Raw genomic sequence first — 26,148 nt, 5'->3', positions numbered from 1 at the left:
TCCGTCGTCGGCAGCGTCAGATGTGTATAAGAGACAGCACCAGATGCGACCACAACATGCCGTGGGCCGGCCATGCCGGGGGATCGATCAGGACCGTCATAGAATGATTCTAGGAACCGGTTCCGCACGCGGAGCCGGGCGGTCTCGACCCGAGGCGCACAGTCCCCGTCGAATTGACGATGGATAGGGCGTCGGGTAAAGTTGACCGTTGGTGTGTGCCGGGCTCAGCCCGCGCAATCATCATGGTTTTCTGAGAGCAGCCGGTCGCAGCAGCGGTCGGCCCGACTCGCCAGTGACTTCCAGAACACACAAGTTTCCAACAGAGACAAGAGCAGGACCAGGTCCACGGCAGCGCCGGGAGCTGTTCCCCGACGAAAAGGTACTGACAAGTGGTTTACGCAGTTGTGCGCGCCGGTGGCCGACAGGAGAAGGTCGAGGTCGGCACCATCGTGACGATGGACCGCATCAAGGCCGACAAGGACAGCACGATCGAGCTCGCACCGGTTCTGCTCGTCGACGGTGACAAGATCACCTCCGACGCTGAGTCCCTCGCGAAGGTCACCGTGACCGCCGAGGTCCTCGGCAACCTGCGCGGTCCCAAGATCGTCATCCAGAAGTTCAAGAACAAGACCGGCTACAAGAAGCGCCAGGGCCACCGCCAGGACCTCACGCGCGTCAAGATCACCGGCATCAAGTAGCCGACGAGGAGAACACACCATGGCACACAAAAAGGGAGCGAGCTCCACTCGCAACGGCCGCGACTCGAACGCTCAGCGTCTCGGCGTGAAGCGCTTCGGCGGCCAGACCGTCAACGCGGGTGAGATCCTGGTCCGCCAGCGCGGCACCCACTTCCACCCGGGCGTGAACGTCGGCCGTGGTGGCGACGACACCCTCTTCGCCCTCGCCGCCGGTGCGGTCGAGTTCGGCACCAAGGGCGGCCGCAAGGTCGTCAACATCGTGGAAGCCGCGGTCTGACGCTCTTCCACGAGCACCATTTTCCGGATGGGCGGGCTTCGGCCCGCCCATCCGCCTTTTCACGAGTAAACAGGAGACCCCCATGGCAACGTTCGTCGATCGCGTGTCGTTGCACCTGCGCGCCGGGAACGGCGGCAACGGGTGCGTCTCCGTCCGCCGCGAGAAGTTCAAGCCCCTTGCCGGGCCCGACGGCGGCAACGGCGGCAACGGCGGGGACATCATCCTCGTCGCCGACCCCCAGGTGACCACGCTTCTCGGCTACCACCGCTCACCGCATCGGTCGAGCGAGAACGGCGGCTTCGGGATGGGCGACCACCGCAGCGGCCACACCGGTGAAGACCTCGAGCTGCCGGTCCCCGTCGGAACCGTCGTCAAGGACGCCGACGGCGAGGAGCTCGCCGACCTGACCGAGCCGGGGATGCGCGTCGTCGCGGCGGCAGGTGGCATCGGCGGCTTGGGCAACGCGGCCCTGGCGAACCAGAAGCGCAAGGCGCCCGGCTTCGCCTTGCTCGGCACGCCCGGGTGGGAGGGCGACATCCGTCTCGAGCTGAAGACGGTCGCCGACATCGCCCTGGTGGGCTATCCGTCCGCGGGCAAGTCGAGTCTCATCGCGGCCCTGTCCGCGGCCAAGCCGAAGATCGCCGACTACCCGTTCACGACCCTCCACCCGAACCTGGGAGTGGTGCAGGCGGGCGACGTCCGCTACACCGTCGCCGACGTTCCCGGCCTGATCGAGGGCGCGAGCGAAGGCCGTGGGCTCGGGCTCGAGTTCCTCCGCCACGTCGAGCGCTGCTCGGCCCTGCTGCACGTGCTCGACTGCGCAACCCTGGAACCCGGACGCGACCCGCTCAGCGATCTCGACGTCATCCTCGGCGAGCTCGCCGCATATCCTGTGCCCGAGGGCCAGAAGCCTCTGCTCGAGCGTCCCCAGTTGATCGCGCTCAACAAGATCGACGTTCCGGATGCGCGCGAGCTCGCCGAGTTCGTGCGGCCGGAACTCGAGCGTCGCGGCTACCGCGTCTTCGAGATCTCGGCGGTGAGCCACGATGGCCTGCGGCCCCTGTCCTTCGCGCTGGCCGAACTCGTCGAGCACGCCCGCGCCGAACTGGCAGCGCTGGAGCAGGCGCGACCCCGGATCGTCATCCGGCCCAAGGCCGTGGACGACAACGGCTTCGTCGTCAAGGTCGAGGGCGGCTCGGACGGCCCGGTGTACCGCATCCTCGGAGCCAAGCCCGAGCGCTGGGTCGCTCAGACGGATTTCGCGAACGACGAGGCCGTCGGCTTCCTCGCCGACCGGCTGGCGAAGCTCGGCGTCGAGGACCAGCTGGTCCGGGCAGGAGCGGTCGCCGGGTCGACCGTCGTGATCGGGCGGAACAACGGCGTCGTGTTCGACTGGGAGCCCACCCTCACCTCGACTGCCGAGCTCATCACCGCACCGCGTGGCACGGACACCCGCCTGGACACGAACCAGCGTGCGACCCGTGCCCAGCGGCGTGAGGAGTACTTCGATCGGATGGATGCGAAGGCCGAGGCCCGTGAGGAGCTCCAGCGGGAGCGCGAGGCCGGCCTCTGGGCAGACGACACCTACGACGAGAACGTCGTGAGCGGCGTGGGCCGGAGCACGTCGGACCGGACGAGGACCGACGCGAACGGCGGAGACGAGGAGAGCACCGAGCGATGACTATCGACGACCGCAGCCAGATCACCTCCGCCCGGCGCATCGTCGTCAAGGTGGGCTCGTCGTCCATCAGCGGCGACAACGCCGGACAGATCGCGCCGCTGGTCGACGCCCTCGCCGAGGCCCATGGCCGCGGCACGCAGGTCATCCTCGTCTCCTCCGGCGCCATCGCCACGGGGATCCCGTACCTCTCGCTCTCGGAGCGCCCCACCGATCTCGCGACCCAGCAGGCTGCGGCCGCGGTCGGCCAGAACGTGCTGATCTACCGGTACCAGGACAGCCTGGACCGCTTCGGGATCGTCGCCGGCCAGGTGCTCCTGACCGCGGGCGACATGGAGAACCCGACCCACCGCAGCAACGCCAAGCGCGCGATGGAGCGGCTGCTCGACCTCCGCATCCTCCCTATCGTCAACGAGAACGACACCGTGGCGACGCACGAGATCCGCTTCGGCGACAACGACCGCCTGGCCGCTCTGGTGGCGCTGCTCGTGCAGGCGGACGTGCTGGTGCTGCTGTCCGATGTGGATGCGCTCTACACGCGGCCTCCGCATGAGCCCGGCGCCGAGCGCATCGATCAGGTGGGCTGGGACGACGAGCTGGAAGGTGTCGAGATCGGCTCCACGGGGCTCTCGGGCGTGGGCAGCGGCGGTGCCGTCACCAAGGTCTCGGCGGCGCGTCAGGCTGCCGAGCAGGGCACGGCGGTGGTGCTCACCGCGACCTCGCTGGTCTCGCAGGCGCTGCGTGGCGAGCGGGTCGGGACGTGGTTCGCCCCGGCGCCCAGCACGTCCGCGCCCAGCACGTCCGGGCCCAGTACGTCCGTGGCCGGCACGACGGCGGCGGGACCGTACGGGCTCGACGATGAATCCGTCCCCAAGGGGACGCTCTCCACCGATTCGCCTGACGCCGTCACGTCTGACGCGACCGCGTCTTAGAATCGACGCATGTCCTCGATCACCGGTGCGGCGCCCGCCGCGACCCTTTCGCTTCAAGAGCGGCTCTCGGCCGCCAAGACGGCGTCGCGCGCTCTGGCCACGGAGAATACCGAGCAGAAGAACCGCGCTCTGCGCGCCATCGCCGACGGCGTCCTCGTCGCCTCCGCCGACATCCTCGCAGCCAACGAGCTCGACCTGGCCAATGGGCGTGAGAACGGGCTGTCGACGGGCTTGCTCGACCGGCTGACCCTGAGCCCGGCGCGGCTGCAGGGACTCGCCGACGCTGTTCTCGAGGTCGTGGGACTGACAGATCCCGTCGGTGAGGCCGTGCGGGGGAGTGCGCTCCCGAACGGGGTGAAGATCACCGAGGTGCGGGTGCCGTTCGGCGTCGTGGGCGCGATCTACGAGGCGCGGCCCAATGTGACGATCGACATCGCCGCGCTGGCGATCAAGAGCGGCAACTCGGCGGTCCTGCGCGGGGGCAGCGCGGCCATCGAGACGAATCGGGTGCTGGTGCGCGTTATCCAGGAGGCACTGGCCAGTGCCGGGCTGCCCGCCGACGCCGTTCAGACCATCGACGATTTCGGCCGCGAGGGCGCTGCGCAGTTGATGACTGCCCGCGGCTACGTCGACGTGCTCATTCCGCGGGGGAGCGCCGAGCTCATCCAGACCGTCGTGACCCAGTCGACCGTTCCGGTGATCGAGACCGGCGCCGGCGTGGTCCACGTCGTGCTCGACGCATCGGCACGCGAAGACTGGGCGGTCGACATCGTCCGCAACTCCAAGGTCCAGCGTCCGAGCGTCTGCAATGCGGTCGAGACGCTCCTGGTGCACCGCGATGCGGCCGAACGCCTGCTGCCGCCGGTGCTCTCCGCGCTCCGGGCCGAGGGGGTCACGATCCACGCGGACGAGAGGGCTCTGTCCTTCGCGCCAGACGCGGTGCCCGTGACCGAGGAAGACTACGCCACCGAGCACATGAGCCTCGACATCTCCGTGAAGGTGGTGGACGGGCTGGATGAGGCGATCGAGCACATCCGCCGGTATTCGACGCAGCACACCGAGTCCATCGTGACGAACGACCTCGAGAGCGCCGACCGCTTCCTCGCCGAGGTGGACTCCGCGGTGGTCATGGTCAACGCCTCCACGCGGTTCACGGACGGCGGTGAGTTCGGGTTCGGGGCGGAGGTCGGCATCTCGACGCAGAAGCTGCACGCCCGCGGCCCCATGGGCCTCCCGGAGCTGACCAGCACCAAGTGGATCGTCCGCGGGTCCGGCCAGATCCGCGCATAGCCGACCGCTAGACTTGACGGCGGGCCTCTGGCCCCGAGAAAGGATTGCGCACGATGTCACTTCTGACGACCGTCCTCGCGGCGGAGACCCACGTCGAGCTGCCGATGCCCACCTGGGCCTACGGCGCGATCGCGATCGTCGTGTTCATCGCGCTGTCGTTCGTCGTCTGGAGCTTCAAGGACGTCGCCAACCGGCACAGCCACCGCTCCGCACCGGATGCCGCCGCCCACGCCGGCGCCCCGGGCGCGACCCACCACGGCAGCGGCCACCCGACCCAGGGGCACTGAGCCACCTCCGCATGGAGCTGACGGAGACGGGCCGGCCGCGGATCGGCGTGATGGGCGGCACCTTCGACCCGATCCACCACGGTCACCTGGTCGCGGCCAGCGAAGTCGCCCAGTCGTTCGGGCTGGATGAGGTCGTCTTCGTGCCGACGGGCAAGCCCTGGCAGAAGGGTCCGGTCTCGGCGGCGGAGCACCGCTACCTCATGACCGTGATCGCGACAGCGTCGAATCCCCGCTTCACGGTGAGCCGCGTCGACATCGACCGGCAAGGCCCGACCTACACGATCGACACCCTGCGCGACCTCCACGAGGAGCGGCCGGACGCCGAGCTGTTCTTCATCACCGGCGCGGACGCGATCGCCCAGATCCTCAGCTGGCGGGACGTCAGCGAGCTCTGGGAGCTCGCGCACTTCGTGGCTGTGAGTCGCCCGGGACACGACTTGAGTATTTCTGGATTGCCGGAGCAGGACGTAAGCTTGTTGGAAGTTCCGGCCCTGGCGATCTCGTCGACCGATTGCCGGAGCCGGGTGAGCAGGGGATTCCCGGTCTGGTACCTCGTACCCGACGGGGTCGTTCAGTACATCTCCAAACACCATCTGTATCGGAGCGTGGCATGACATCGTGGCCTGAAGAGCCGCCAGCGGGCCAGCCGCAGACGCGGCGACAGGCGAGGGAGTTCGAGCGCTCCGCTTCCCGACGCGCGGGCACCGCCGAGCCGACCCCCGCCGGGCAGATCCCCGAGGTCACCACCAACTCCCCGCAGCGCGAGCGTGCGGTAGAGCCGACGCAGGAGGAAGCCGCTCAGGGCGACTCCGCCGCAGACGTCGAGCAGCCCGCCATTCCGGCCAGCGCTTTCGCCGAGCCCGGCGTCTCATCTCCGTCGAGCGATGTGTTCGATCTGTTCAAGCAGGCTCCGGACGTGTCCCAGCCCGAACCCGTGACGCAGCCGATGGCGATTCTCCAGCCCGAGACGACCCCACCGGTTTCAGCAGCAGCAGCGGCCGCCGCACCGGTGCGCCAGCAGCCGACCGATCAGGGCAGGACGCTCACGCGCCGCGAACTGCGTGCGATGCAGCAGGCGGAGCAGGCGAACGGCCAGGCCGGCCACCCCGCCGTGGTTGGAGAGCCGGTTGTCCCGGTGACCTTCACCTCCGAGCCCGAGGGCGGTGCGGCCTCTTCGCCGAAGCCCCGGCCGGCGGTCGCCCCAATTCCTTCCATCGGCACACCGCCCAGCGCGTCCGAGGCTTCCGCGGCCGCCCCGGCGCAGTCGAGCGGCTCGGCCTCCACCAGCGAGAAGTCGGCCTGGCCGTTCCCGCCACTTGTGCCCTCCGCCTCGCGGACTCCGCAGCCCGAGGCCACGGCGACCCAGAGCCTGACCTCGCCGTTCGCGGCGTTCGGCGCGCAGCCGTCGCCGAAGGCCGAGGCGGCGCCGGCGAAGGCCGCCGATCAGGTGTCTCCCGCGGGAGACAGCACAGACGACGTCTCCACCCAGGAGCGCAGGCCGTTCACTCCGCCGACCGGCCACTGGTCCACCGCCGCGGAGCTCGACGACCGGAACGAGCCGATCACCTCGCGCAACGTCGGCCAGTCGACGGCGGCCACGACGACGAACGCGCTCATCCTCCCGGCCATCCCGCATCCCGATGCAACGGCTCCGCTGACGAGCACCGGCGAGATCCTCGTCACGGGGTCGATCGACCTCCCGCGAGGGATGGGTGCCACGGGTGCGCATCCTGATCACATCGACTCGTCCGACCTCGACCGTCTTCTCGACGGCGAGGAGAACGAGTTCAATACGTCCGAGGTGCAGCCGGTCCGCGCGTCGCGCGCCATCAGCACGCACACCTCGACCCGCGGTGTCATCGCACCGCCCAAGAAGCGCGGCAACACGCTCCCCGTCGTCCTCATGGTCACCGCCGGCGTGCTCGCCATCGGAGTCATCGGTCTGCTGGTCGCCGCCTACGTCCTGAAGGTGTTCTGATCATCCGCAGTTCTTCATCCACTTCCGTACCGACCTCGCACCGAACGCGACCGGAGGGCCGCCAGTGACCGCATCCCCGCACGCCCGAGAACTCCTGCAGCTGGCGGCAGTCGCCGCCGACTCGAAGGGCGGCCAGGACATCATCGCCCTCGACGTCTCGGGACCCCTGCCGCTGACCGACGTCTTCCTGCTGGTCAGTGGCCACGTGGAGCGGAACGTCATCGCCATCGCGTCGGAGGTCGAGGACCGGCTGAACGAGTCCGGCGTCAAGACGCTACGTCGCGAGGGCAAGGGCGAAGGCCGCTGGGTGCTGCTCGATTTCGGCGACGTCGTCGTCCACGTCTTCCACGAGGAGGACCGGATGTACTACGCGCTGGAGCGCCTCTGGAAGGACTGCCCGGTGCTCCCCGTCGAACTGCCGGTGCCCGAGCGCGCCGAGTAGTACACGGGCTCGCTCCCAGCCTCTTCCCACGTTCGCCTGAGAAGTCTCTCATACGCGCACGCTTCACTGGTGTCATGAGATGCCCCACCGACAACGTGTCCCTGGTCATGAGCGAGCGCAACGGCGTCGAGATCGACTACTGCCCGGAGTGCCGTGGTGTCTGGCTCGACCGCGGCGAGCTCGACAAGATCATCGAGCGCGCCGACTCTGTCGCCGCGGCTCCGCAGCCGTACGCACGGCAGGAGTACGGTCGCCAGGAGTATGGACGGCAGCCCTCGCGGAAGAAGCGCGAGAACTGGCTGAGCGACCTGTTCGATTGACGCAGGGACCGGCTCAGTTTTTTCTGGCGCTGTCCGTGTAGTAGTCTGGACGAGTTGTTCCGGCGGCCTGAGAAGGCCGAAGAGACACACGTTCTGGGTCTGTGGCGCAGCTGGTAGCGCACCTGCATGGCATGCAGGGGGTCAGGGGTTCGAGTCCCCTCAGATCCACCAAAAACCCCGTCATTCAACGAAATGACGGGGTTTTCTCACGCTATAGCGGGCCACACGGAGTGCCGAGGCCGCTACAACTGCGCCCTGCCCGGCAACGCTTCAACTCCTGTATCAGGAACGATTCGTGGCGCGGCAGGGGTCGCAAGCCGCTGTGTGCGCCTGTAGGCGAAGATGAGCGGGATCACGCCGAGGACGCCGAACGACATGTCGATCAGCTGCCAACCGACGGGGATGCCACGAATGCTGCCGGCGATGAAGGCGAAAGGAATGACCATGGCGCAGGCGATCATCCCGAACCGGAGAACCCAGATGTTGCGGACCGGGTCCATGAGCGGCCCGATGAACGCGACGGCGATGACCAGGTGAGCGAACCCCAGCCAATCCGTCCCGTACGCGAGGAACGGGTACTGTGCCCCGCTTTCGGTGAGAGCGTCGCGGACCCGATCGATCCACTGCACAAGCCCAGGAAGGAGCTCCGCTGCCGGAATGGCGTGGAGCACGCTGGAAACTGCGCGCAGCTCTGTCTCGAGCGGGAACGCCGTCACCCCACTCACGACCAGACCGACCATGAAGATGACGATCCATACGCGAATCACCCTGAGGTTGCTCATGGTCTCACGCTAACCCTCGCGAGACGCGTCTACCGACGCGCGAGGCGCCTCCGGTCGATCCAGTAGGCGATCAACCAACCGACGCCCCCGACAACGGGCAGAACCACTATCGCGATACTCCACCACACTCGTTCGCTCGGGGTGACGTCGGTGGACCTGGCAAGCGTCAGCAGAGCTGCCAAGAGGATCGCTGCCCAAGCCGACGTCGGAACGACGGCCAGGAGTTCAAAGCTTGCGGGCAGGACCGGATCTTTCACGGTGAAGCCCGCTCGACGTCGTCGGCGGGTGGGGCGACGGAGTCTCGCCGGATCACCGGCATGGGGACCAGGGTGCGGTGGGGGATATCGGTGCCATTGAGGAGGAGCTCCATGGCGATGCGGCCCATCTGCTCGTAGGGTAGCCGGGCCGTGGTCAGCTGGGGGCGGAGGTAGCCTGCGATCTCGTCGTCGTCGAACGAGACCACCGACACGTCGTCGGGAATCCGGATCCCGGCTTCCAGCAGCGCCTGATACGCCCCGAACGCGAGGTTGTCGTTCATGCAGATGAGCCCGGTGAACGCCACCCCGGACTCCAGCAGTTCCCGACACAGCCGGTACCCCTCCGCGGGTGCCCACTCGGCCTCGAAGCCCTGCGCGACCAGCTGGAGACCCGCATCGGATATCGCCTGGTCGATGCCGGCTTGCCGATCGCCGATGGTCGCTGAGATCTCCGGCGGGATCTGCTCGGGCGTGCGCCGGCCCAGCAGGGCGATCCGGCGATGCCCGGCCTGGATGAGAGTGTTGGCGATCTCGGCGCCGGCGTCGAATTCTTGTGGCAGCACCGCGGGGGCGTTTCCGGAGGTGGTGGCGTTCACCATGACGATGGGAAGACCGCTGGGCAGGTCGGGGATCTCCACCTGCCTGGCCGCCATGGCCGCGAACAGCAACCCGCCCACGCGGTTATCGAGCATCGTCTCCAGCTGACTGGAGAGCCGCTCCGGATGGTGGCCATGCTCCGCGATCAGGACGGTATGCCCGCTCTCCGCAGCGACATCGAGCACCCCCCGGATCATCGCCGTCGCATACCGGGTCAGAGTGACCTCATCGGAGATGAAACCCACGGTTTGCGTGGTGCCCCAACGCAGGGCGCGGGCTGCGGGGTTGGGGCGATAGTTCAGCTCTGCGGCGATCCGCCGAACCTTCTCAGCGGTCTCCGCAGACAGCCCGGTGTCCGGCCGGTCATTCAGGATCAGACTCACCGACGCCTTGGACAGTCCGGCCATCTGCGCCACATCAGCGATCGTCGCCCGTTTGCTCACGTCCGTCATCATCCTCCCCGGGCACCGTAGCCGATAAAACCGCCGCCACGCTTGCGCCGCCCCGATACTACTGCTACATTCAACGCCTAAACGCGTTTAGGCCAAAACTAAATGCGTTCAGTTCGTCTAAAACCCCTCGTCTACCCCCGAGTCCAATGGAGGATCCCGTGAGAACCAAGGCCCGTCGAAAGCTGATGGCGGCAGGCGTCATCGTCGCCACCACAGCTCTGGCACTGAGCGGTTGCGCAAAGGCCGGAGGCAGTGCAGGAACCTCCGGTGGCGAGCTGGTCATGTGGACGCACAACGCCGGCAACAAGGCTGAGCTCGGTGCGGTGCAGAAGATCGTGAGTGACTTCAACAAAAGCCAATCCACGTACAAGGTCAAGGTCCAGGCCTTCCCGCAGGACTCGTACAACCAGTCGGTGACCGCTGCTGCCGCATCCAAGAAGCTGCCGTGCATCATGGACATCGACGGCCCGAATGTTCCGAACTGGGCATGGGCGGGGTACCTCCAGCCGCTCACCGGGTTGGATTCCACCCTGTCGAACTTCCTCCCGTCGACCGTCGGCAAGTACAACGGCAAGACCTATTCCTACGGTTACTACGACGTGGTTCTCGCGATGATCTCCCGCAAGAGCACCCTGGATGCGGCGGGCATCCGGATCCCGACCCTCGACAAGCCGTGGACCAAGACCGAGTTCGACGACGCGTTGGCCAAGCTGAAGGCCTCCGGCAAGTTCCAGTACCCGGCCGACTTCATGACCGGCTCCACGGGGGAGTGGTGGCCCTACGCGTACTCCCCGTTCCTGCAGAGCGCCGGCGGCGACCTGATCAACCGCTCGGACTACAAGAGCGCCGATGGTGCCCTCAACGGGCCGGCGGCGCTGGACTGGGCACACTGGTTCCAGGGCCTGGTCAACAACGGGTACATCGCCAAGAAGTCCGGTGCGGCCTCCGACCAGGACTTCCTGAACGGCAAGACGGGCATCCTCTACGACGGCTCCTGGGCCGCTGACGAGATGAGTAAGAAGTTCGGCAGCGACGTCGTGCTCCTGCCGTCCGTCGACCTGGGCAAAGGGCCGAAGATTGGTGGCGCCTCCTGGCAGTGGGGCGTTTCCAAGACCTGCGGAAACACGGCCGGCGCAATGGCCTACATGAAGTTCGCCTCCGCCGACAAGTACGTCGCCCAGGTGGCGAAGGCCGCCGGAACGATTCCGGCCACGGCGGCGGCAGCCGCACAGGTTCCCGGCTACGGGCCCGGCGAGGTGAACGCGCAGCTCCGTGACTTCTCGCAGAAGCAAGCTGTTGTGCGTCCCGTGACCCCCGGCTACCCGTTCATCGCCACCACGTTCACGAAGGCCGCCCAGGACATCATCAACGGCGGCGACCCGAAGTCGATCCTCGACCAGGCGGTCAAGGACATCGACGCCAACCGGAAGTCGAACAACTACTTCAAGTGACACGCAGGGCCCGGTTCGTCGCAGCAGCGGTCGAGCCGGGCCCTCCACGGACAAGGACGTCTCATGAGTATCGTCACCGAACCGGCTGCGGCTTCCGAGCGCGCCGCTGAGCTCCCGTCGCGCATGCCCCCGCAGAAGGTCGGGACCGCCCGCGGGCGCACCGACGCCGTCGTCGGGTGGATCATGCTGGCACCCGCCGCCATCCTCATCCTCACCTTCCTCCTTGTCCCGATCGGGCTCACCTTCGGCCTGGCGTTCACCAACGCCCGGCTGATCTCTCCCGAACCGGCACACTTCGTCGGTCTCGACAACTTCGTCGCTGTCTTCACAGACGACACGTTCTGGGCATCCCTGAGAAACACGATCGTGTTCACGGTCGTGATCGTGCCCCTGCAATCAGCCCTCGCTTTGGTCCTGGCTGTGCTCGTGAACACGCGAACCCGAGGGACGACGTTCTTCCGGACGGTCTATTTCCTGCCGGTGGTCACCTCCATCGTCGTGGTCTCGATGCTCTGGCTGTTCTTGTACCAGAAGGACGGACTGATCAACGTGGTCCTCGGCAAGGTCGGAATCCAGGGACCCGATTGGCTCGGCGACCCGCACTGGGCGCTGCTGGCGATCATCCTGATGTCGGCCTGGCAGGCCATGGGCTTCCACATGATCATCTGGCTCTCCGGCCTCCAGACCATCCCCGCGGAACTCTACGAAGCAGCGTCGCTCGACGGCGCGAGCCGCTGGCAGCAGTTCACCAACGTCACGTGGCCCGGTCTGCGCGGCACTCGCACCTTCATCCTGATCACGATCACCATCGCGGCGTTCGGCCTGTTCGCGCAGGTGAACATCATGACCCAGGGGGGACCGCTCAACTCCACCTCCACCCTGGTGTTCCAGGCCGTACGGAGCGGATTCCAGCAGCAGCAGACGGGTTACGCATCCGCGATCTCGCTCGTGTTCTTCGTCCTGGTGCTGATCGTGACACTCACCCAGCGGTTCCTCACCCGAGACAAGGAGGCCCGACGATGAGCGCAACCATTCGCGAGATCGCGGACATCGACACGGCACACGCTCGCAACCCGCGAAGGAGCCGGCTCCCCGGGTGGGGCGCTGCGCTGACGCTCGCCGCCAAGATCCTGCTGGCCCTCGTGTTCGGGCTGCCGCTGGTCTTCATGATCGTCTCCAGCTTCAAGCCGGACACGCAGATCTTCGGAGACCTCGGAGGGATCCAAGCATTCCTGCCGGTGGGGAACATCAGCCTGAACAACTACGTCGGTGTCTTCGACCGCGTCCCGTTCGCGCAGTTCCTGTTCAACTCCGTGCTGATCTCCGTCCTCACCGTCGGGCTCGGCCTGATCGTGAACTCGCTCGCGGCGTTCGCGCTCTCGCGGATCCGCATCCCCGGCGGACGGGTCGCGCTCGGAGTGATCCTCGCCACGCTGATCGTCCCGTTCGAGGTGATGGCGCTGCCGCTGCTGTGGGAGGTCAACCAGCTCCCGTACTTCGACGGCTCGCAGATCGTCCAGGGCTGGCTCGACACGTACACCGTCCAGATCGTGCCGTTCGTCGCCAGCGCGTTCTCGATCTTCCTCTTCTATCAGTACTTCGACTCCATCCCGAGGGAGCTGGATGAGGCGGCCCGCGTCGACGGCGCCGGCTGGTTCCGCATCTACCGGTCGATCATCATGCCGCTCGCCGGCCCGGCGATCGCGACCGTCGCCATCCTGACCTTCCTGCCGGCCTGGAATCAGTACCTCTGGCCGCTGATGGTCACGCAGAGCGAGGCGGTGCGGCCGGCGATGGTGGGGATCGACTACTTCAAGCAGCTGAACACCTCGTGGGGCCAGATCATGGCCTACGCGAGCATCATCACCATCCCCGTGCTGGCGCTCTTCGTCGCCTTCCAGCGCTCGTTCGTCAATTCCATCGCCTCCCAGGGCCTGAAAGGCTGATCCATGTTCTCTCTCCCCGACAGCTACGTCTGGGACTTCTGGCTCGCAGACGACGGCGACCAGTACCACCTCTTCTTCCTCTACGCCTCGAAGGCCCTGAAGAACCCCGACGCCCGCCACTACCGTGCCTCGGTCGGCCACGCCGTCTCCGGCGACCTGACGAACTGGACCCGAGTGGTGGACGCCCTGGTCCGCAGCGACCCGCCCGCATTCGACGAGCTCGCCACTTGGACCGGTAGCGTCGTCCGCGGCGACGACGGGCTCTGGCACATGTTCTACACCGGCACGAGCCTCACCCCGGACGGCAACATCCAGAGCATCGGGGCGGCGACCTCGCCCGATCTCTCCGACTGGACCAAGAATCCCGACAACCCGATCCTCACCGCGGATGCCCGCTGGTACGAACGGCTCTCGGACGGGCACTGGCACGATGAGGCGTTCCGCGACCCGTGGGTGTACCGGGATGAGCGGGCGGGACAGTGGCGGATGCTGATCACCGCGCGCGCCAACCACGGCAGCACGGACGACCGCGGCGTCATCGGGACCGCTCTCTCGCCGGACTTGAGCACGTGGACGCTGCAGCCGCCGCTCAGCGCGCCGGGGGCGGGCTTCGGGCAGCTGGAGGTGCTGAACACGGCCGAGATCGACGGCACGAGCGTCCTCTTCTTCTCGTGTCTCGCTCCGGACCTGGCTGCTTCCAAACGCGCCTCCGGCACCACCGGCGGCATCTGGGCCATCGTTCCGGACGCAGACGGCCGGTGGGACCCGAACGACGCGCAACAGCTCACCGACGACGACCTGTACGTCGGGCGCGTGATCCATGAGCGCGATACCGGCGAGTCGCTCTTCTTCGCCTTCGAGAACGTCGCGCCGGACGGTACCTTCGTGGGCCGCATCACCGACCCCCAATCCATCTCGCTGCAGGACGGGCGGCTCACGCTCGGAGACCCGAGACCCGCCGCCTCCGCCGAGGTGCCGCGACTGGGCATCGGCACGCCCGCCGGGTGATCGGGACATAAACGCAAATAAGCGGCAACTAGGCGGTCCGTTAGTTGCGTTTACCGGCCATAAGCGCAACTAATCCGGGTGGTGGTGCCCGTCGCCTCAGCGTTGGCGGCCGATCAGGACCACTACTTCGGTCTCCTGACCGGCTACCGTACCGGTGACGTAGACGCGATCGTCGAAGACCTTGCCCTGTGCGTCCAGGCGTCCGCCCGGGAGGCGGGAAGAACCGCTGCAGTGTTCCGGGAACTCCCTGGAGAATGGCACGAATCGGCAGGTGCACGGCGGGGGAGTGCGGTGCGCACACTCATCGACAATCTCCTGGAGAACCCGGTCATCACCGCCGCCGACGCCGAACACATCACGGGGGTGGATACGGTGAACGCATACCGGGCGATGAAGCGTCTAGAAGACGCAGGCGTCGTTCACGAGGTGACGTCCAGGCAGCGCAATCAAGTGTGGGCCGCAACCTCGGTGCTCGACGAACTCGATGACCTGAATGTCCGCATCGCGACAGCGATCCGCGCCGAGCGCGGTTGAGATAGGCCAGGTTCTTGCCCTGCCGATCATCCGAGTGTGTGTGCCAGACGCCAAAAGGGGGTTCCCTGCCCGTGTAGGCAGGGAACCCCTTCGGCTCGGGCGCTAGTCCGCCGCCTTTCCGGTCGTCCAGGCTGATGCCACCTTGTGGACGGTCAGGGAGACGAGCGATGCCGTCCCGCCGGTGGCGTAGGCGTTGATGCCGGTGCTGGCCGGATCCGGGAAGATCTGGTCCGTGATGAGCACCTGACCGTCGTCCGCGAACACCTCCACCGAGGACCAGTCGACGAGGATGTGCAGCTTCAGCCGGCCGTCTTCCAGCTTCAGCGGGGCGCGCTGCACGCTCGTCGCGAAGGACGGATCGAACGTCACGTCGCCGGACTTCGTTCGGTCGACGTAGAGCTCACCCGTCGACGTGTCGTAGCCGATGGAGGTCTGCTGTCCGTTCCCGGCTCGCACGTTCAGGCCGAACGTCTTGGCGCTGCCGGCGGTGAGCACAGCGTTGATGTCCGCGGTCTCGCCGCTGGCATTCAGCTGGGTGGTTCCGGTGGGCAGGCTGACGTTCTCGGCATGCGACACGGGGGAGGTGACCAGTTGGTTGAGCTGGTCCACCGGCTGCTGCACGAGGACATCCTTGCCATCGACCTGCTCGAGGCCGAGCTGGCGCGGGACCGTCATCGCGCTGCGCCAGGGCGAGGTCGGGATGGATCCGCCGTAGTCCCAGTTGTTCATCCAGCCGATCATGATCCGCTTGCCGCCGGGTGCGTCGTTGTAGGTGACGGCGGCGTAGTCGTCCTTGCCGAAATCGATCCAGTGCGCGCGCTGGATGCTGGACTGCGCCGCGGTTCCGGACAGGCTGAACTGGTCGGCGAGGATGTGACCCCACCCGCCGGTGTTGTTGTCCACCACCTCGAGATGGGCGGTCTTCCCTTGCAGATCGCTGAGGTTCCAACTGTTCCAGTCGAGGGACTCGCTGTTCGCACCGGTCGCGGACCGGACGACCTGCCCATCCACCACCAGACGGACGGAGGTGTCGACTGCCGTCGGTGGAGCTGGCTGCGGCGAGAACGTGATCTGGTCGACGTTCAGGTGCCCCCAGCCTCCCGGGTTCTGGTCCACGATCTGGATCGTCGCCGTCTGCCCTTCGTAGGCGCGGACATCCCAGGCGTTCCAGTTGAGCGCTTCCGCGTTCTGACCGGTGGCGCTGGCGACGACCTTCCCGCCGACGATGAGGTTCACTGACGTGGGGTCCGGTGAGCCCCACGGGTGGTTCCCGCCGCCCACAAGGAGGTTGATGTAGCTGCTCGAGATGGTGAACGACGGCGAGGTGATGGTGCCCTGCGATGCGTCGCCGTTGATGTAGGTGTTCACCAGCTGGTTGCCGATGTAGCCCGTGACCTGCTGCTGGTTGGGCAGCGTGCCGGCCGCCGGCCCGGTGCCGGTGAAGTCACCGGTCGTGGTCCACCCTGCGCCGTAGGTCGGGCCTTCGAAGTCGGCGAAGGTCGTCCCAGCGGGGATGGTGTTACCGGCGACGGAGCCTGGTACGTAGGGATGGTTTCCACCGCCGACCAGGAAGTTCAGGTACGCCTGGTCGATGGTGAAGTCCGGCGACGTCAGTGTGCCGGTCGTGCCATCCCCGCCGTTGAAGCTGTTGGCGAGGCCGGCGCCCTCATACCCCGAGACACCGCCCTGGCCCGGCGCGTTACCTGCCGTCGGGGCCGAGCCGAACGCGGTTCCCGTCGTGTTCCAGCCGTCCCAGCTCCCGTTGTCGAAGCTCTCCAGCGAGGTCCCGGTCGGGGGAACGTACGCCTTGTCGTCCGCCGTGAACGACGTGCCGTCGAAGTCGCCGGTGAAGTACTGGGCACCGGAGCCGCCGGCGATGCTGCCGGGGTTGAGGTTGACGACGAGCACCCACTTCTGCTTGCCGGGGTTCGCCGGGTCGGCCATCGGGAACAGGTCCGGGCACTCCCAGACACCTCCGGTCGCACCGGCAGGCCCGAAATCGCTCAGATGCGTCCAGTGCTTGAGGTCCGATGACCGGTAGAAGGTGACCTTGTGCTGGTCGGACAGAGCCGCCGTCATCAGCCACTCGTTGCCAGGCGCGTACCAGAAGACCTTCGGGTCGCGGAAGTTGCTCGAGCCGATGTCCAGGACCGGGTTTCCCGCGTACTTGGTGAACGTGCGTCCGTCGTCCGTGCTGTACGCGAGGGCCTGCCGCTGCTGTCCGGTCGCCTTGTCGAGGCTCGTGTAGATCGCGACGATCGCCGGGTTGCCGGGGGTGCCGAAACCGGTGGTGTTGTCCTTATCGACGACAGCGCTCCCCGAGAACACCATCTCCGACGCGTCCTGCGGGATGGCCACGGGAAGCTGGGTCCAGTGGACGAGATCCTTGCTGACGGCGTGTCCCCACGACATGTTGCCCCAGGTGTTCCCACTCGGGTTGTACTGGAAGAACAGGTGGTACTCGCCCTTGTAGTAGAGCAGCCCGTTCGGGTCGTTCATCCAGTTCGCTTGCGGGGTGAAGTGGAACTGCGGGCGGTAGGTCTCGGTGTAGGGCGCGGGCGCCGGAGCTGCAGTCGTCGCATGCGCCGGCGCGGAGACGCCGAGGAGCGCGAGTGCTGTGGCCGATACGGTCAATGCGGACAAGGTCGCGCGCCTCGCGCGACCTTGTGGTGTGCCCGGCTGTGCGTGTCTCGAAGGCATGCTCGGTGACCTTTCTGTCTGACAACGGTGTCAGAGTGGGACCTTACGGGATGCCCCGGTGGCGCGTCAATGGATGACAACGATGTCCTGCTCGGCTAGCGCTGTGCGCCCTGGTGGGGTGGAGGGCTCGATGGGTCTCCAGCTGCCCTGCCCGCCTGGGTCAGTAGTCCTGCGGCGTCGCGGGGTCGGCCTCTTCTGGGATGTTCGGAAAAAGAAGGTTCGCCACGAAGGGCAGCCGCCGTACGCCGCTCGACGAATCCTTCGTCGACGATCGTGAAGCGATCGACCGTCGCCGCCACGAGTATGCGGAACCTCGTATCCTCGCCGGTGTCGAATTCGGGCAACCACACCCCGTGGGATGCGCCCGAAGCGAGCGCGATGGTCGGGTACTTCCGGCCCGGCCCACGGCCCGAAGACTTCGGGACCCGCTGAGCGAGCCACACGTTCCGCGTGCCGCGCATCCGTTACCGGCGCGTGCGCGCAATCAGGCGCGGTGCTGCCGGACCCAAGCCAGCGCTCCTCGTTCGTCTGTGAATGCTCCGTCGTCTTGGGCCTGTAGCGCCTTGTGCAGGATGTCGGCGAACTCGGGTCCGGGTTCCATGCCGAGGGAGATCAAGTGCCGTCCCTTGAGGATCGGAGCGGTGCCGACCGGGTCGGCGGCGGCGACGCGCAGCCAGGTCGCGGACGGCGAAGCCTTGCTGCCCGTGCCCCTGCCGGCGCAGTCCGCGTCTACGACGCGAGCCCAATCGGCCAGGGTCGCGGGAGCCAATCGGCGGGTCAGCCGTCGCAGGGCGGGTCGCGATGGCGTTCCTCGAACGGAGACGTGACTCATGTGTTCGGCGACGACCGGAACGACGCGGCGGATGATCTGCGATGGAGCGCCGATTCGTCGCAGGAACGACCGTGCCGGCCCTGCACCCGCCTCAGGGTGGCCCAGCGAGGTGATGCGGCCGTTCGATGAGTCGATGCGGGTGTGAGTCACCTTGCCCAGATCGTGCAACAGCGCGCCGAGGACCGCCACTTCGCGATCGTCCGCTGTGACGCCGTTCTGTACACAACTGTCCGCCGCTGCCTGCGCGGAGAGGACGAGATGGGTGAAGACGTCGCCTTCCGGGTGCCAACTCGGATCCTGGGGAACCGTCAGCGTGGCTTCCAGTTCGGGCAGGAGCATGAGCGCACCGGTAGCCGCGAGTGCAGTCGCCGCCGCCTCCCAGTGATTCCCGTTGCGGAGCAGTTTGGACCACTCCATCCAGGTGCGCTCGGCGGCGACGCTCGTCGGCTGATCCTGGATCTGGCGCGTCACATTCGTGCAGATGGCAGCAGTGTCGTGGTCCACGTGAAATCCGAAGCGGCCCGCGAACTGCACCACCCGCCATAGCCGCAACGGGTCTTGTCCGAACGCGCTGCTTGTTGCGCGTAATACTCCGGAGCTGAGATCGCGGAGTCCGCCGAAGGGGTCGATGAGCTCGCCTGAAGCGGGATCCCATCCGATCGCGTTGATCGTCAGGTCCCGTCGTGAGAACGCGTCGTGGATGATCGACTGTTCGTCCGCTCCACCCGCATAGTCCCCGCGCGCGTTCACGGTCACGCCGCACCCGTGGGGCAGGGACACGTCGAAGTCTTCACCCTGTATGCGCGCAGCGAGGATTCCGAACGATCTTCCGCGTTCGCCGACATCGCCGATCTTCCTGATTTCGCGAAGGAGCCTTGCGGTGTCGGCTACGCGGTGAACCTCGATGTCGATGTCCTTTGGCGCCACACCGAGCAGCGCGTCTCGCACTGCTCCGCCCACGATCAGCGGCCGCCCGCCCGCGCGCCGTATGGAATTTAGAAGCGCGTTCGCAGCAGGGCTCAAGTGAATCAAATCGGTCTCCGTCGCCACTTCCACCTCCCTCTCCCTGTGATAGGCGGGTCCCCGACTGTGCCCGCAGCCACTGTGAGACCCCTGACCGGCCCGGCTCGAACGGGCAGCCACCCTCACCGACTGCGGGCCGGACGCACCCTTACCGGGTAGGCGCGCCTTGGGCGGGCTCAACAAAGGAGAGTCAGCCTAGCCAGCGAGCAGACTGCAAGCAACACCGGGGCGATTACAGATCCTCAACGGACCGGAGGTACGACAGGCCCCTCGGGAAGTCCTGCGGCGCTGTCGAATTCGGTTTGGAAGGCGCCGAAACTCGTGGAGCCGATCTGTGATGCCCCGATCCTGCTGTTGTCGATCGACTGGCATCCCGTCGTGTTCCACCAGAGGTCGACGTCGCGGTGATGCGGGTAGGAGAAGGCGAGGATGGCGAACGCGCCCGTGGCGGCGGGGCAATTGGCCACAGCTGGCGGACAACCAGTTGCAACGCTGAGGCTGATTGTCGGGGTGCGCGGAGTGTCCCACGTTCCGTCATCAGCGCAGCCTGTCGGCGCGCGGGCATGGGACTGCGATGATGGGCAGCATGTCCGACGATTTCGGCGAACCAGACGTTGCTGAGCGCAGCCTCGGCCTGGGTTACCGCACCGGTGCTTTGCTTGGAGGGGGCGTTACATGGACAGCCCGGGAATGGTGACCAAACGGGCTCGGTCGGGTGGCCGCGTTGGGGTGGGATTCGCGAGCACGTCATTGCAGATCATCATCACTATTGCGTTCTGGGTCTACGTGGTCGCTCTTGTCCTCTTTGCCGTCTCAGCCTTTGCCCCAAGCGCAGCATGGTTGCCACCCTTGAGCGTCGGCATCCTGATCGTGTCGGTCATCCTTTTCGCCTGCATCGTGGCTGCGACGTTGTCTCCCAGGAGGGGCCGGAGACCTGATGCGCTGCTCAGGGCGGCGATGAGCAGCTGGTGGGAGGAGCAGCCAGCAAAGTCTCGGTTGGTGACACTCGCAGCGCTTGGTATTGCTCTCACGCTCGTAGTTGTAAGCATCCTCACCGCTCCTGACCACGCAGACCTCGTTCGGAGGCATGGCGGTTATTTCCTGTCATCCGATGCGGGACTGCACGCGGTAAGCCAATCGCGGTATCTCTGGCTCTCTGTGGCGCAGTACACGTGGTCGCCGCTCAGCGCTGCGCTGGTGTTGTCTATCGTGGTCAGGTCCGCGGCAAGCGCGCTGCGATTCAGATTGTTCGGCGGTCGATGATGCGCAAACGGCTGTTCCTCAGTCCGCCCCGTTGACGTGCCGCGCGGCGACGATGCTGTCGTGAACTGATGTGTCGCGGTGCGTGCTGCGCGTGCAGCCCGCTGCGTCCGGCTACTCACGAGGTAACACTGGTCTTGCAGTATGCAACCCTTGTATTATGCAAGAGCTTCGACGGGTCACCCCCGACCTGCTTCCCTCCGACCGTGAGGTACGCGCCTTCCACACCGCCGGGAGGGATCTGATCGGCATCGCCCTGCGCAGCCTCGACGTCGTGGGCAACGGGCTGTCGCTGCCCAAGTTCCGGATGCTGCTGGTGCTGCACGAGCTCGGTCGCGCGCCCTCCGCCCGCGTCGCCCGGGCGCTCGGGGTGAACGCCTCATCGGTCACCCGGCTCGCCGATCGCCTGGTCGAAGAGCGCTACGTGACCCGCGGTGCCGATGAGCACTCGCGCAGCGTGGTCACGCTCGAGCTCAGCGACGAAGGCCGCAGGCTCGTGGATCAGGTCATCGCCTGGCGTCACGACGAGCTCGGCCGCCTCCTGGCCGGAATCGACCCGCACCTGCGCGAGACGACGACTGTTGCGCTCGAGCAGTTCGCGGAGGCTGCTGCGGCGTTCTACTCGGTCGATTTCGCCGGGCCGGCGGCGCTGTGAAGGCGTCAGCCCGCGCGCGGGACACGACCCTGGGCGATTTCGCGGTACGCCCACGGATGCTGCTGATCACCGCCCTCGCACTCCCGGTCGGCGCGCTCGGTGCGGTCGCGGCCTGGGCGCTCCTCCGACTCATCGGTCTGACCACCAACCTCGTGTTCTCGTGGCGGTGGGACGTCTCGCTCGTCGCTCCCGGCGCGACGGCGCATCCGTGGTGGCTGATCCTCGGTGCACCCATCGTCGGCGGCCTGATCGTGGGGGTCATGGCGCGCTTCGGCTCGGAGAAGATCCGCGGGCACGGAATGCCGGAGGCCATCGAGGCGATCCTGACCGGCGGCAGCAAAGTCCATCCCAAGGTCGCGGTGCTGAAGCCGATATCCGCCGCAATCAGCATCGGCACCGGTGGGCCGTTCGGCGCAGAGGGGCCGATCATCATGACCGGCGGCGCACTCGGCTCGATGCTGGCGCAGCTGGTGCATCTGAGCGCCGACGAACGCAAGGCGCTCCTCGTCGCCGGTTCCGCTGCGGGCATGGCGGCGACCTTCAACTCGCCGCTGGCGGCGATCCTGCTCGCCGTCGAGCTCCTCCTGTTCGAGTGGCGTCCCCGCAGCTTCGTGCCGACGGTCGCAGCAGTAGCGGTCGGCACCGTCGTCCGCGGCTTCCTGCTCGGGAGCGCGCCCGTCTTCCCTGTGGATGCGACCGGGCTGCGGCTCACTCCGGGGATCGAGGCGTTCGCCGTCGCCGCCGGAATAACCGGAGGGCTCCTCGCGATCGCCGCCACGTGGCTCGTCTACCGGGCCGAGGATGCGTTCCACAAGCTCCCCATTCATTGGATGTGGTGGCCGGCGATCGGCGGTCTCATCATCGGCGCCGGGGGACTCATCGAACCGCGCGCGCTCGGCGTCGGCTACGACGTCATCGATCAGCTCCTCACCGGCAGCGCGACCCTGTCGCTCATCCTGGGCATCCTCGTCGTCAAGACGCTCATCTGGTCGCTGTCCCTCGGCTCGGGCACCTCGGGCGGAGTGCTCGCACCCGTGTTCATGATCGGCGGCGCTCTCGGAGCGCTGGAAGGCATGATCTTCCCTCACGCGATCCCCGGCTTCTGGGCGATGTGCGGACTGGCCGCCGTCGTCGGCGGGGTGATGCGCTCACCGCTGACCGGTGTCGTGTTCACCCTCGAGCTCACGCACGCCTGGGATGCCCTGCTCCCACTCGTGATCGCCTCCACCTCGGCACACGCGCTCTCGGTCCTCTTGCTCAAGCGGTCGGTGCTGACGGAGAAGATCGCGCGACGCCGACTCCACCTCACCCGCGAGTACTCGACCGACCCGCTCGAGACCTTCTTCGTCCACGAAGTGATGACCCCGCTCGCGGGTGAGGCATCCTCGATGGATGGTGACACTCCGACGGTCCGCGCGAGTGACACGCTCCGGTCGGTCGCCTACCAGTTCGCCGAGACGGAACAGAGCGCGGCTTCTGTCGTCGACGCGACCGGCGCGGTGATCGGTCGGATCGTGGTCAAGGACCTCCTCCATGCGCGGCGGCATGACCTCACCGAGGAGCACCACCGCAGCGGGATCCTCACCGGCGTGCGCCCGTGGATCGGCACCGCGGCCTCCGACGCGAACGCCTGATCGACGCGTGGGCGCAGGTCCCACTCGGGCCTTACGCGAGCGGGGCCGGCGGACTAGGAATGACCACATGGTCACGGTTCCGACGGATGCTGCTCGCGAGCTCGAGGGCCGCGTCGCCCTGGTCACTGGGGCGTCCGGGTCGATCGGCGCCGAGGTCAGCCGCGTTCTGGCCCGACGCGGCGTGGATGTGGCGGTGCACGGACGAAACCGGAACACGCTCGAGGAGCTGGCGCGGGAGCTCCAGGGTCTCGGGCGGCGCAGCGCGGCGTACGCCGGCGATGCGCGCGATCCGGACCATCTGTCCGGCGTCGTGGCCGAGGTCGAGCGGACGCTAGGGCCGGTGGACATCCTGGTCGCCCTTGCCGGAGGGGCGGGCGCGCCGACGGCGACAGCATCCCTCGACCCCGAACGTTGGAGGGAGGTCATCGACACCGATCTCAACTCCATGTTCTTCACGGTGCGGGCTGTTCTGCCCGGAATGGTCGAACGCGGGGACGGCCGGATCGTGACCGTCTCGTCCAGCGCCGGGCGCCGGGCGTCCCAGGCCAATGCTGCGTACGCGACCGCGAAAGCGGGCATCGTCATGTTCACGGAGCACATCGCCAAGGAGTACGCCGGCTCGGGGGTCCGGGCGAACTGCGTGGCGCCCGGGACCATCGAGACGACCCGCCTCCGCGACCGCACGACGGACGAGCAGCGCACGGCGATGGCCCGGGCGGTGCCGCTCGCCCGCCTCGGCCGCCCCGGCGACATCGCCGAGGCCATCGCGTTCCTGGTCAGCGATGCCTCGTCGTGGATCACGGGCGTGACCCTCGACGTCACGGGCGGAATGACACTCTGACGTGCGCATCCCGGTCCCCTCGTCGCCGAGGTGCTCGTTGTTGCGCCCGACACGCCGGGGGAGCATGCAACAACGAGCACTTCGGCGACCGGGGGACTCCGACCAGGAAGGCGAGTGTCAGTCGCCCTTCACGTTGACGAGCTGACGCAGCGTATGACGGATCTCGACCAGATCCGCGGCATCCGCCATGACCTGATCGATCGGCTTGTACGCCTGCGGGATCTCGTCGAGGAACGCCTCCGTGTCCCTGAACTCGATGCCCGCCATCGCCTCACGCAGCTGCTCGATGGTGAACCGCTTGCGCGCCGCGGACCGCGAGAACTGCCGCCCGGCGCCGTGCGGCGACGAGTGCAGGGCGAGCGGGTTGCCGAGCCCAGACACGACGTAGGACGCCGTTCCCATGGAGCCGGGGATCAGTCCCGCCTGTCCCTCGCGGGCCGAGATGGCTCCCTTCCGCGATACCCACACGTCCTTCCCGAAGTGATGCTCGAGCTGCGTGAAGTTGTGGTGGCAGTTGATCCGCTCCTGCTCGACGACGGCTGAGCCGAACCAGTCCGAGGTCTGCCGCACCACCCGGTCCATCATCTCCTCGCGGTTGAGCAGCGCGAAGTGCTGTGCCCACCGCAGCTGAGCGATGTACTCGTCGAACTCGGGCGTGCCCTCCACCAGGTATGCGAGGTCCTTGTCCGGAAGCTGGATCCACCACTTCGCCATGAGCGCCTGGGCCACTTTGATGTGATGGCCGGCGATCCTGTTGCCCACGCCGCGGGAGCCGGAGTGCAGAAAGAGCCACACCACGTCCTCTTCATCCAGGCTCACCTCGATGAAGTGATTGCCGGACCCGAGGCTTCCCAGCTGGCGCTCCCAGTCGCGCAGGTGGATGGACGGGTCGAACCCGGCTTCCTGCGCCCGGACGGTGAGCTCGTCGACGCGCGGCTGTGCCGTGGCGACGATCTTCGCGTTGCGCGCCCCGGCCGACAGCGGGATGGCGCGCTCGATCTGCGTACGCAGGGCCGGCAACCGCGCGCCGTTCGACGCCACGTCATCGCTGGTGAAGTGGGTACGGACAGCGATCATCCCGCAGCCGATGTCGACGCCGACGGCCGCCGGCATGACGGCGCCGAGGGTCGGGATGACGGAACCGACCGTGGCTCCGAGGCCGAGGTGGGCGTCCGGCATCAGTGCGAGGTGCGGGTGGATGAACGGCATCCGCGATGTGGTGACCGCCTGTTCCCGGGTGGAGTCCTCCAGTAGGGAGGCCCAGTTCAGCAGGCGGTTCGAAATTCTTTCCATGATCCTTTCATCTCTTGTCGGGGTGCGGCCGAGGACGGCCGTGCCGACGCAGGGATGCGAAGGAGAGGTCAGCCCCGGACCTCGAACGGCGGGGCTGCAGCGATGGTGCTATAGACCCTAGCGACGCTCGAGCGTGCGGAAGGTGCGCGAGTTGCGCTGCAGATATGGCTTGGTGCGCATCGTCATGTCCTTCCGCTCGGCGTTTCTTCAGCGTGGGCTGCTTGCGCCGCTCGGCGCAAGGTTCCCCGACTATACCGGCTTCGGCGGCGCGCGCGCATCCCTTTTTCCGTCCTCGACGAGGTGCTCGTTGTTGCGGCCGAAACGCCGCGTGAGCGTGCAACAACGAGCACTTCGGCGGTTGAGGGGGCCCGCAGGGGCGCGGCGTCGCTTGCCGATGTCGAGCGATGACTCATCGCGGCCAGGCCTTGAGGGTGCCGAAAGACACTGTCTATTGCGGGTGCGGCCTGCTGACTAATGTGACGCCCAAATCCGCCATCGGCTGAGCGCGACATGTTCGTTGTGACTCGTCCGCGTGACCACTGCTCCAAGGAGGGGCGCGCCACGGCGATGTCTGAATGAGCTCAGCGCGTAGGAACCAACTGAAAGCGATCGTGACGTGAAATCTTGGCGAGCTTCATTCCCCGGAGAGGACCGAGTCGAGAACTCCACCGGTTCCTCTCCACACCGCCTGTCACGGTTGCTCGCGGCTGTGGGCGCGCTGTCTCTCGCAGTGGTCGGGCTGACCATCGCCGGGCCGACGTCATCCGCGGAAGCGGCTGTGCCCTGCCCCTCGGCCGAAATTTTCGTCAATACCGGTACTTTTCCGCTCACTCTGCTGGAGTACTCACCCGCAGGCACTTTGGTGTCGTCGCATCCAACAGGCCTGTTCTACGATATCGCATTCAGTTCCGACGGGAAGACCCTGTATGGGGTCTACGTAAGTACGGGTTTGTCTGTCATCGATCCGGCGACCGGCGCGAC

24 protein-coding genes, 1 tRNA gene and 1 pseudogene are annotated in these 26,148 nt (G+C 67.0%); 20 read left to right on the top strand and 6 right to left on the bottom strand.

Translation table 11 applies throughout. The features are described from left to right. Positions 1–16: 16 nt before the first annotated feature. Positions 17–100: a DUF4031 domain-containing protein gene (locus ACPYOG_RS00560; protein WP_481292321.1), complete on the bottom strand. Its 84-nt coding sequence runs from the start codon at positions 98–100 to the stop codon at positions 17–19. A gap of 289 nt (positions 101–389) precedes the next feature. On the opposite strand from ACPYOG_RS00560, the gene rplU reads away from it, so the two are divergent. From rplU to ACPYOG_RS00505, 11 genes and pseudogenes are all read left to right on the top strand, one after another. Further along, on the top strand, positions 390–698 hold the full coding sequence (rplU, locus tag ACPYOG_RS00555; RefSeq protein WP_481292314.1) for a 50S ribosomal protein L21: 309 nt from the start codon (positions 390–392) through the stop codon (positions 696–698). A gap of 19 nt (positions 699–717) precedes the next feature. Beyond that, positions 718–975: a 50S ribosomal protein L27 gene (gene rpmA / locus ACPYOG_RS00550; RefSeq protein WP_090042034.1), complete on the top strand. Its 258-nt coding sequence runs from the start codon at positions 718–720 to the stop codon at positions 973–975. 82 nt (positions 976–1,057) lie between these two features. Then, on the top strand, positions 1,058–2,656 hold the full coding sequence (gene obgE, locus ACPYOG_RS00545; RefSeq protein WP_481292313.1) for a GTPase ObgE: 1,599 nt from the start codon (positions 1,058–1,060) through the stop codon (positions 2,654–2,656). Then, positions 2,653–3,426, top strand: a pseudogene (gene proB / locus ACPYOG_RS00540) (glutamate 5-kinase); the annotation flags it as partial. The gene obgE and the pseudogene proB, both read left to right, overlap by 4 nt. Before the next feature lie 168 nt (positions 3,427–3,594). Next, positions 3,595–4,875: a glutamate-5-semialdehyde dehydrogenase gene (locus ACPYOG_RS00535; protein WP_481292312.1), complete on the top strand. Its 1,281-nt coding sequence runs from the start codon at positions 3,595–3,597 to the stop codon at positions 4,873–4,875. A 53-nt stretch (positions 4,876–4,928) separates the two neighbouring features. Continuing rightward, on the top strand, positions 4,929–5,162 hold the full coding sequence (locus ACPYOG_RS00530; protein WP_090042024.1) for a hypothetical protein: 234 nt from the start codon (positions 4,929–4,931) through the stop codon (positions 5,160–5,162). An 11-nt stretch (positions 5,163–5,173) separates the two neighbouring features. After that, the gene (gene nadD / locus ACPYOG_RS00525) at positions 5,174–5,776 is read left to right on the top strand and encodes a nicotinate-nucleotide adenylyltransferase (RefSeq protein ID WP_481292311.1); all 603 of its coding nucleotides are present in this window, start codon (positions 5,174–5,176) and stop codon (positions 5,774–5,776) included. Next, on the top strand, positions 5,773–7,140 hold the full coding sequence (locus ACPYOG_RS00520; protein WP_481292310.1) for a hypothetical protein: 1,368 nt from the start codon (positions 5,773–5,775) through the stop codon (positions 7,138–7,140). Before nadD ends, ACPYOG_RS00520 begins: the two co-directional genes overlap by 4 nt. 64 nt (positions 7,141–7,204) lie before the next feature. Continuing rightward, complete coding sequence (gene rsfS, locus ACPYOG_RS00515) at positions 7,205–7,582, top strand: ribosome silencing factor (RefSeq protein WP_090042019.1); 378 nt, start codon at positions 7,205–7,207, stop codon at positions 7,580–7,582. 74 nt (positions 7,583–7,656) lie between these two features. Then, positions 7,657–7,902, top strand: a complete 246-nt coding sequence (locus ACPYOG_RS00510; protein ID WP_481292309.1) for a TFIIB-type zinc ribbon-containing protein — start codon at positions 7,657–7,659, stop codon at positions 7,900–7,902. 95 nt (positions 7,903–7,997) lie between these two features. Next, positions 7,998–8,073: transfer RNA gene (locus tag ACPYOG_RS00505), tRNA-Ala, on the top strand. A gap of 71 nt (positions 8,074–8,144) precedes the next feature. Here the strand turns inward: ACPYOG_RS00505 and ACPYOG_RS00500 are convergent. Both ACPYOG_RS00500 and ACPYOG_RS00495 read right to left on the bottom strand, forming a co-directional pair. After that, positions 8,145–8,684 carry a hypothetical protein gene (locus ACPYOG_RS00500; protein WP_481292308.1) on the bottom strand — a complete coding sequence of 180 codons (540 nt, stop codon included), beginning with the start codon at positions 8,682–8,684 and terminating at the stop codon, positions 8,145–8,147. A 253-nt stretch (positions 8,685–8,937) separates the two neighbouring features. After that, positions 8,938–9,981 (bottom strand): LacI family DNA-binding transcriptional regulator, encoded by a 1,044-nt coding sequence (locus ACPYOG_RS00495; RefSeq protein ID WP_481292307.1) that lies wholly within the window; start codon positions 9,979–9,981, stop codon positions 8,938–8,940. 167 nt (positions 9,982–10,148) lie between these two features. On the opposite strand from ACPYOG_RS00495, the gene ACPYOG_RS00490 reads away from it, so the two are divergent. The 5 genes from ACPYOG_RS00490 (at position 10,149) to ACPYOG_RS00470 (ending at position 14,929) form a co-directional block, all read left to right on the top strand. Then, positions 10,149–11,441 carry an ABC transporter substrate-binding protein gene (locus ACPYOG_RS00490; RefSeq protein ID WP_481292306.1) on the top strand — a complete coding sequence of 431 codons (1,293 nt, stop codon included), beginning with the start codon at positions 10,149–10,151 and terminating at the stop codon, positions 11,439–11,441. A 63-nt stretch (positions 11,442–11,504) separates the two neighbouring features. Next, complete coding sequence (locus ACPYOG_RS00485) at positions 11,505–12,464, top strand: carbohydrate ABC transporter permease (protein ID WP_481292305.1); 960 nt, start codon at positions 11,505–11,507, stop codon at positions 12,462–12,464. After that, positions 12,461–13,387: a carbohydrate ABC transporter permease gene (locus ACPYOG_RS00480; RefSeq protein WP_481292304.1), complete on the top strand. Its 927-nt coding sequence runs from the start codon at positions 12,461–12,463 to the stop codon at positions 13,385–13,387. Before ACPYOG_RS00485 ends, ACPYOG_RS00480 begins: the two co-directional genes overlap by 4 nt. 3 nt (positions 13,388–13,390) lie before the next feature. Beyond that, complete coding sequence (locus tag ACPYOG_RS00475) at positions 13,391–14,395, top strand: glycosyl hydrolase family 32 (RefSeq protein ID WP_481292303.1); 1,005 nt, start codon at positions 13,391–13,393, stop codon at positions 14,393–14,395. A 78-nt stretch (positions 14,396–14,473) separates the two neighbouring features. Further along, positions 14,474–14,929, top strand: a complete 456-nt coding sequence (locus ACPYOG_RS00470; RefSeq protein ID WP_481292302.1) for a hypothetical protein — start codon at positions 14,474–14,476, stop codon at positions 14,927–14,929. Between the two features lie 102 nt (positions 14,930–15,031). Here ACPYOG_RS00470 and ACPYOG_RS00465 read toward each other — a convergent pair whose 3' ends face one another. Continuing rightward, positions 15,032–17,563, bottom strand: a complete 2,532-nt coding sequence (locus ACPYOG_RS00465; protein ID WP_481292301.1) for a GH32 C-terminal domain-containing protein — start codon at positions 17,561–17,563, stop codon at positions 15,032–15,034. 550 nt (positions 17,564–18,113) lie between these two features. Next, on the bottom strand, positions 18,114–19,388 hold the full coding sequence (locus ACPYOG_RS00460; RefSeq protein WP_481292320.1) for an HD domain-containing protein: 1,275 nt from the start codon (positions 19,386–19,388) through the stop codon (positions 18,114–18,116). An 846-nt stretch (positions 19,389–20,234) separates the two neighbouring features. Here ACPYOG_RS00460 and ACPYOG_RS00455 point away from each other — a divergent pair. The 4 genes from ACPYOG_RS00455 to ACPYOG_RS00440 all read left to right on the top strand — a co-directional run bounded on the left by ACPYOG_RS00455 (position 20,235) and on the right by ACPYOG_RS00440 (position 23,874). Then, positions 20,235–20,747: a hypothetical protein gene (locus ACPYOG_RS00455; protein WP_481292300.1), complete on the top strand. Its 513-nt coding sequence runs from the start codon at positions 20,235–20,237 to the stop codon at positions 20,745–20,747. Between the two features lie 157 nt (positions 20,748–20,904). Further along, on the top strand, positions 20,905–21,399 hold the full coding sequence (locus ACPYOG_RS00450; protein WP_481292299.1) for a MarR family winged helix-turn-helix transcriptional regulator: 495 nt from the start codon (positions 20,905–20,907) through the stop codon (positions 21,397–21,399). Further along, positions 21,396–23,033 carry a chloride channel protein gene (locus ACPYOG_RS00445; protein ID WP_481292298.1) on the top strand — a complete coding sequence of 546 codons (1,638 nt, stop codon included), beginning with the start codon at positions 21,396–21,398 and terminating at the stop codon, positions 23,031–23,033. The genes ACPYOG_RS00450 and ACPYOG_RS00445 overlap by 4 nt, the downstream gene beginning before the upstream one ends. Before the next feature lie 67 nt (positions 23,034–23,100). Continuing rightward, positions 23,101–23,874: an SDR family NAD(P)-dependent oxidoreductase gene (locus tag ACPYOG_RS00440; RefSeq protein WP_481292297.1), complete on the top strand. Its 774-nt coding sequence runs from the start codon at positions 23,101–23,103 to the stop codon at positions 23,872–23,874. Between the two features lie 117 nt (positions 23,875–23,991). Here ACPYOG_RS00440 and ACPYOG_RS00435 read toward each other — a convergent pair whose 3' ends face one another. Continuing rightward, complete coding sequence (locus ACPYOG_RS00435; RefSeq protein ID WP_481292296.1) at positions 23,992–25,167, bottom strand: RtcB family protein; 1,176 nt, start codon at positions 25,165–25,167, stop codon at positions 23,992–23,994. Between the last annotated feature and the right edge of the window lie 981 nt (positions 25,168–26,148).

This window comes from Leifsonia sp. HAY1-4F, from assembly GCF_056755275.1.
This window is presented reverse-complemented; position numbering and strand designations above follow the sequence as displayed.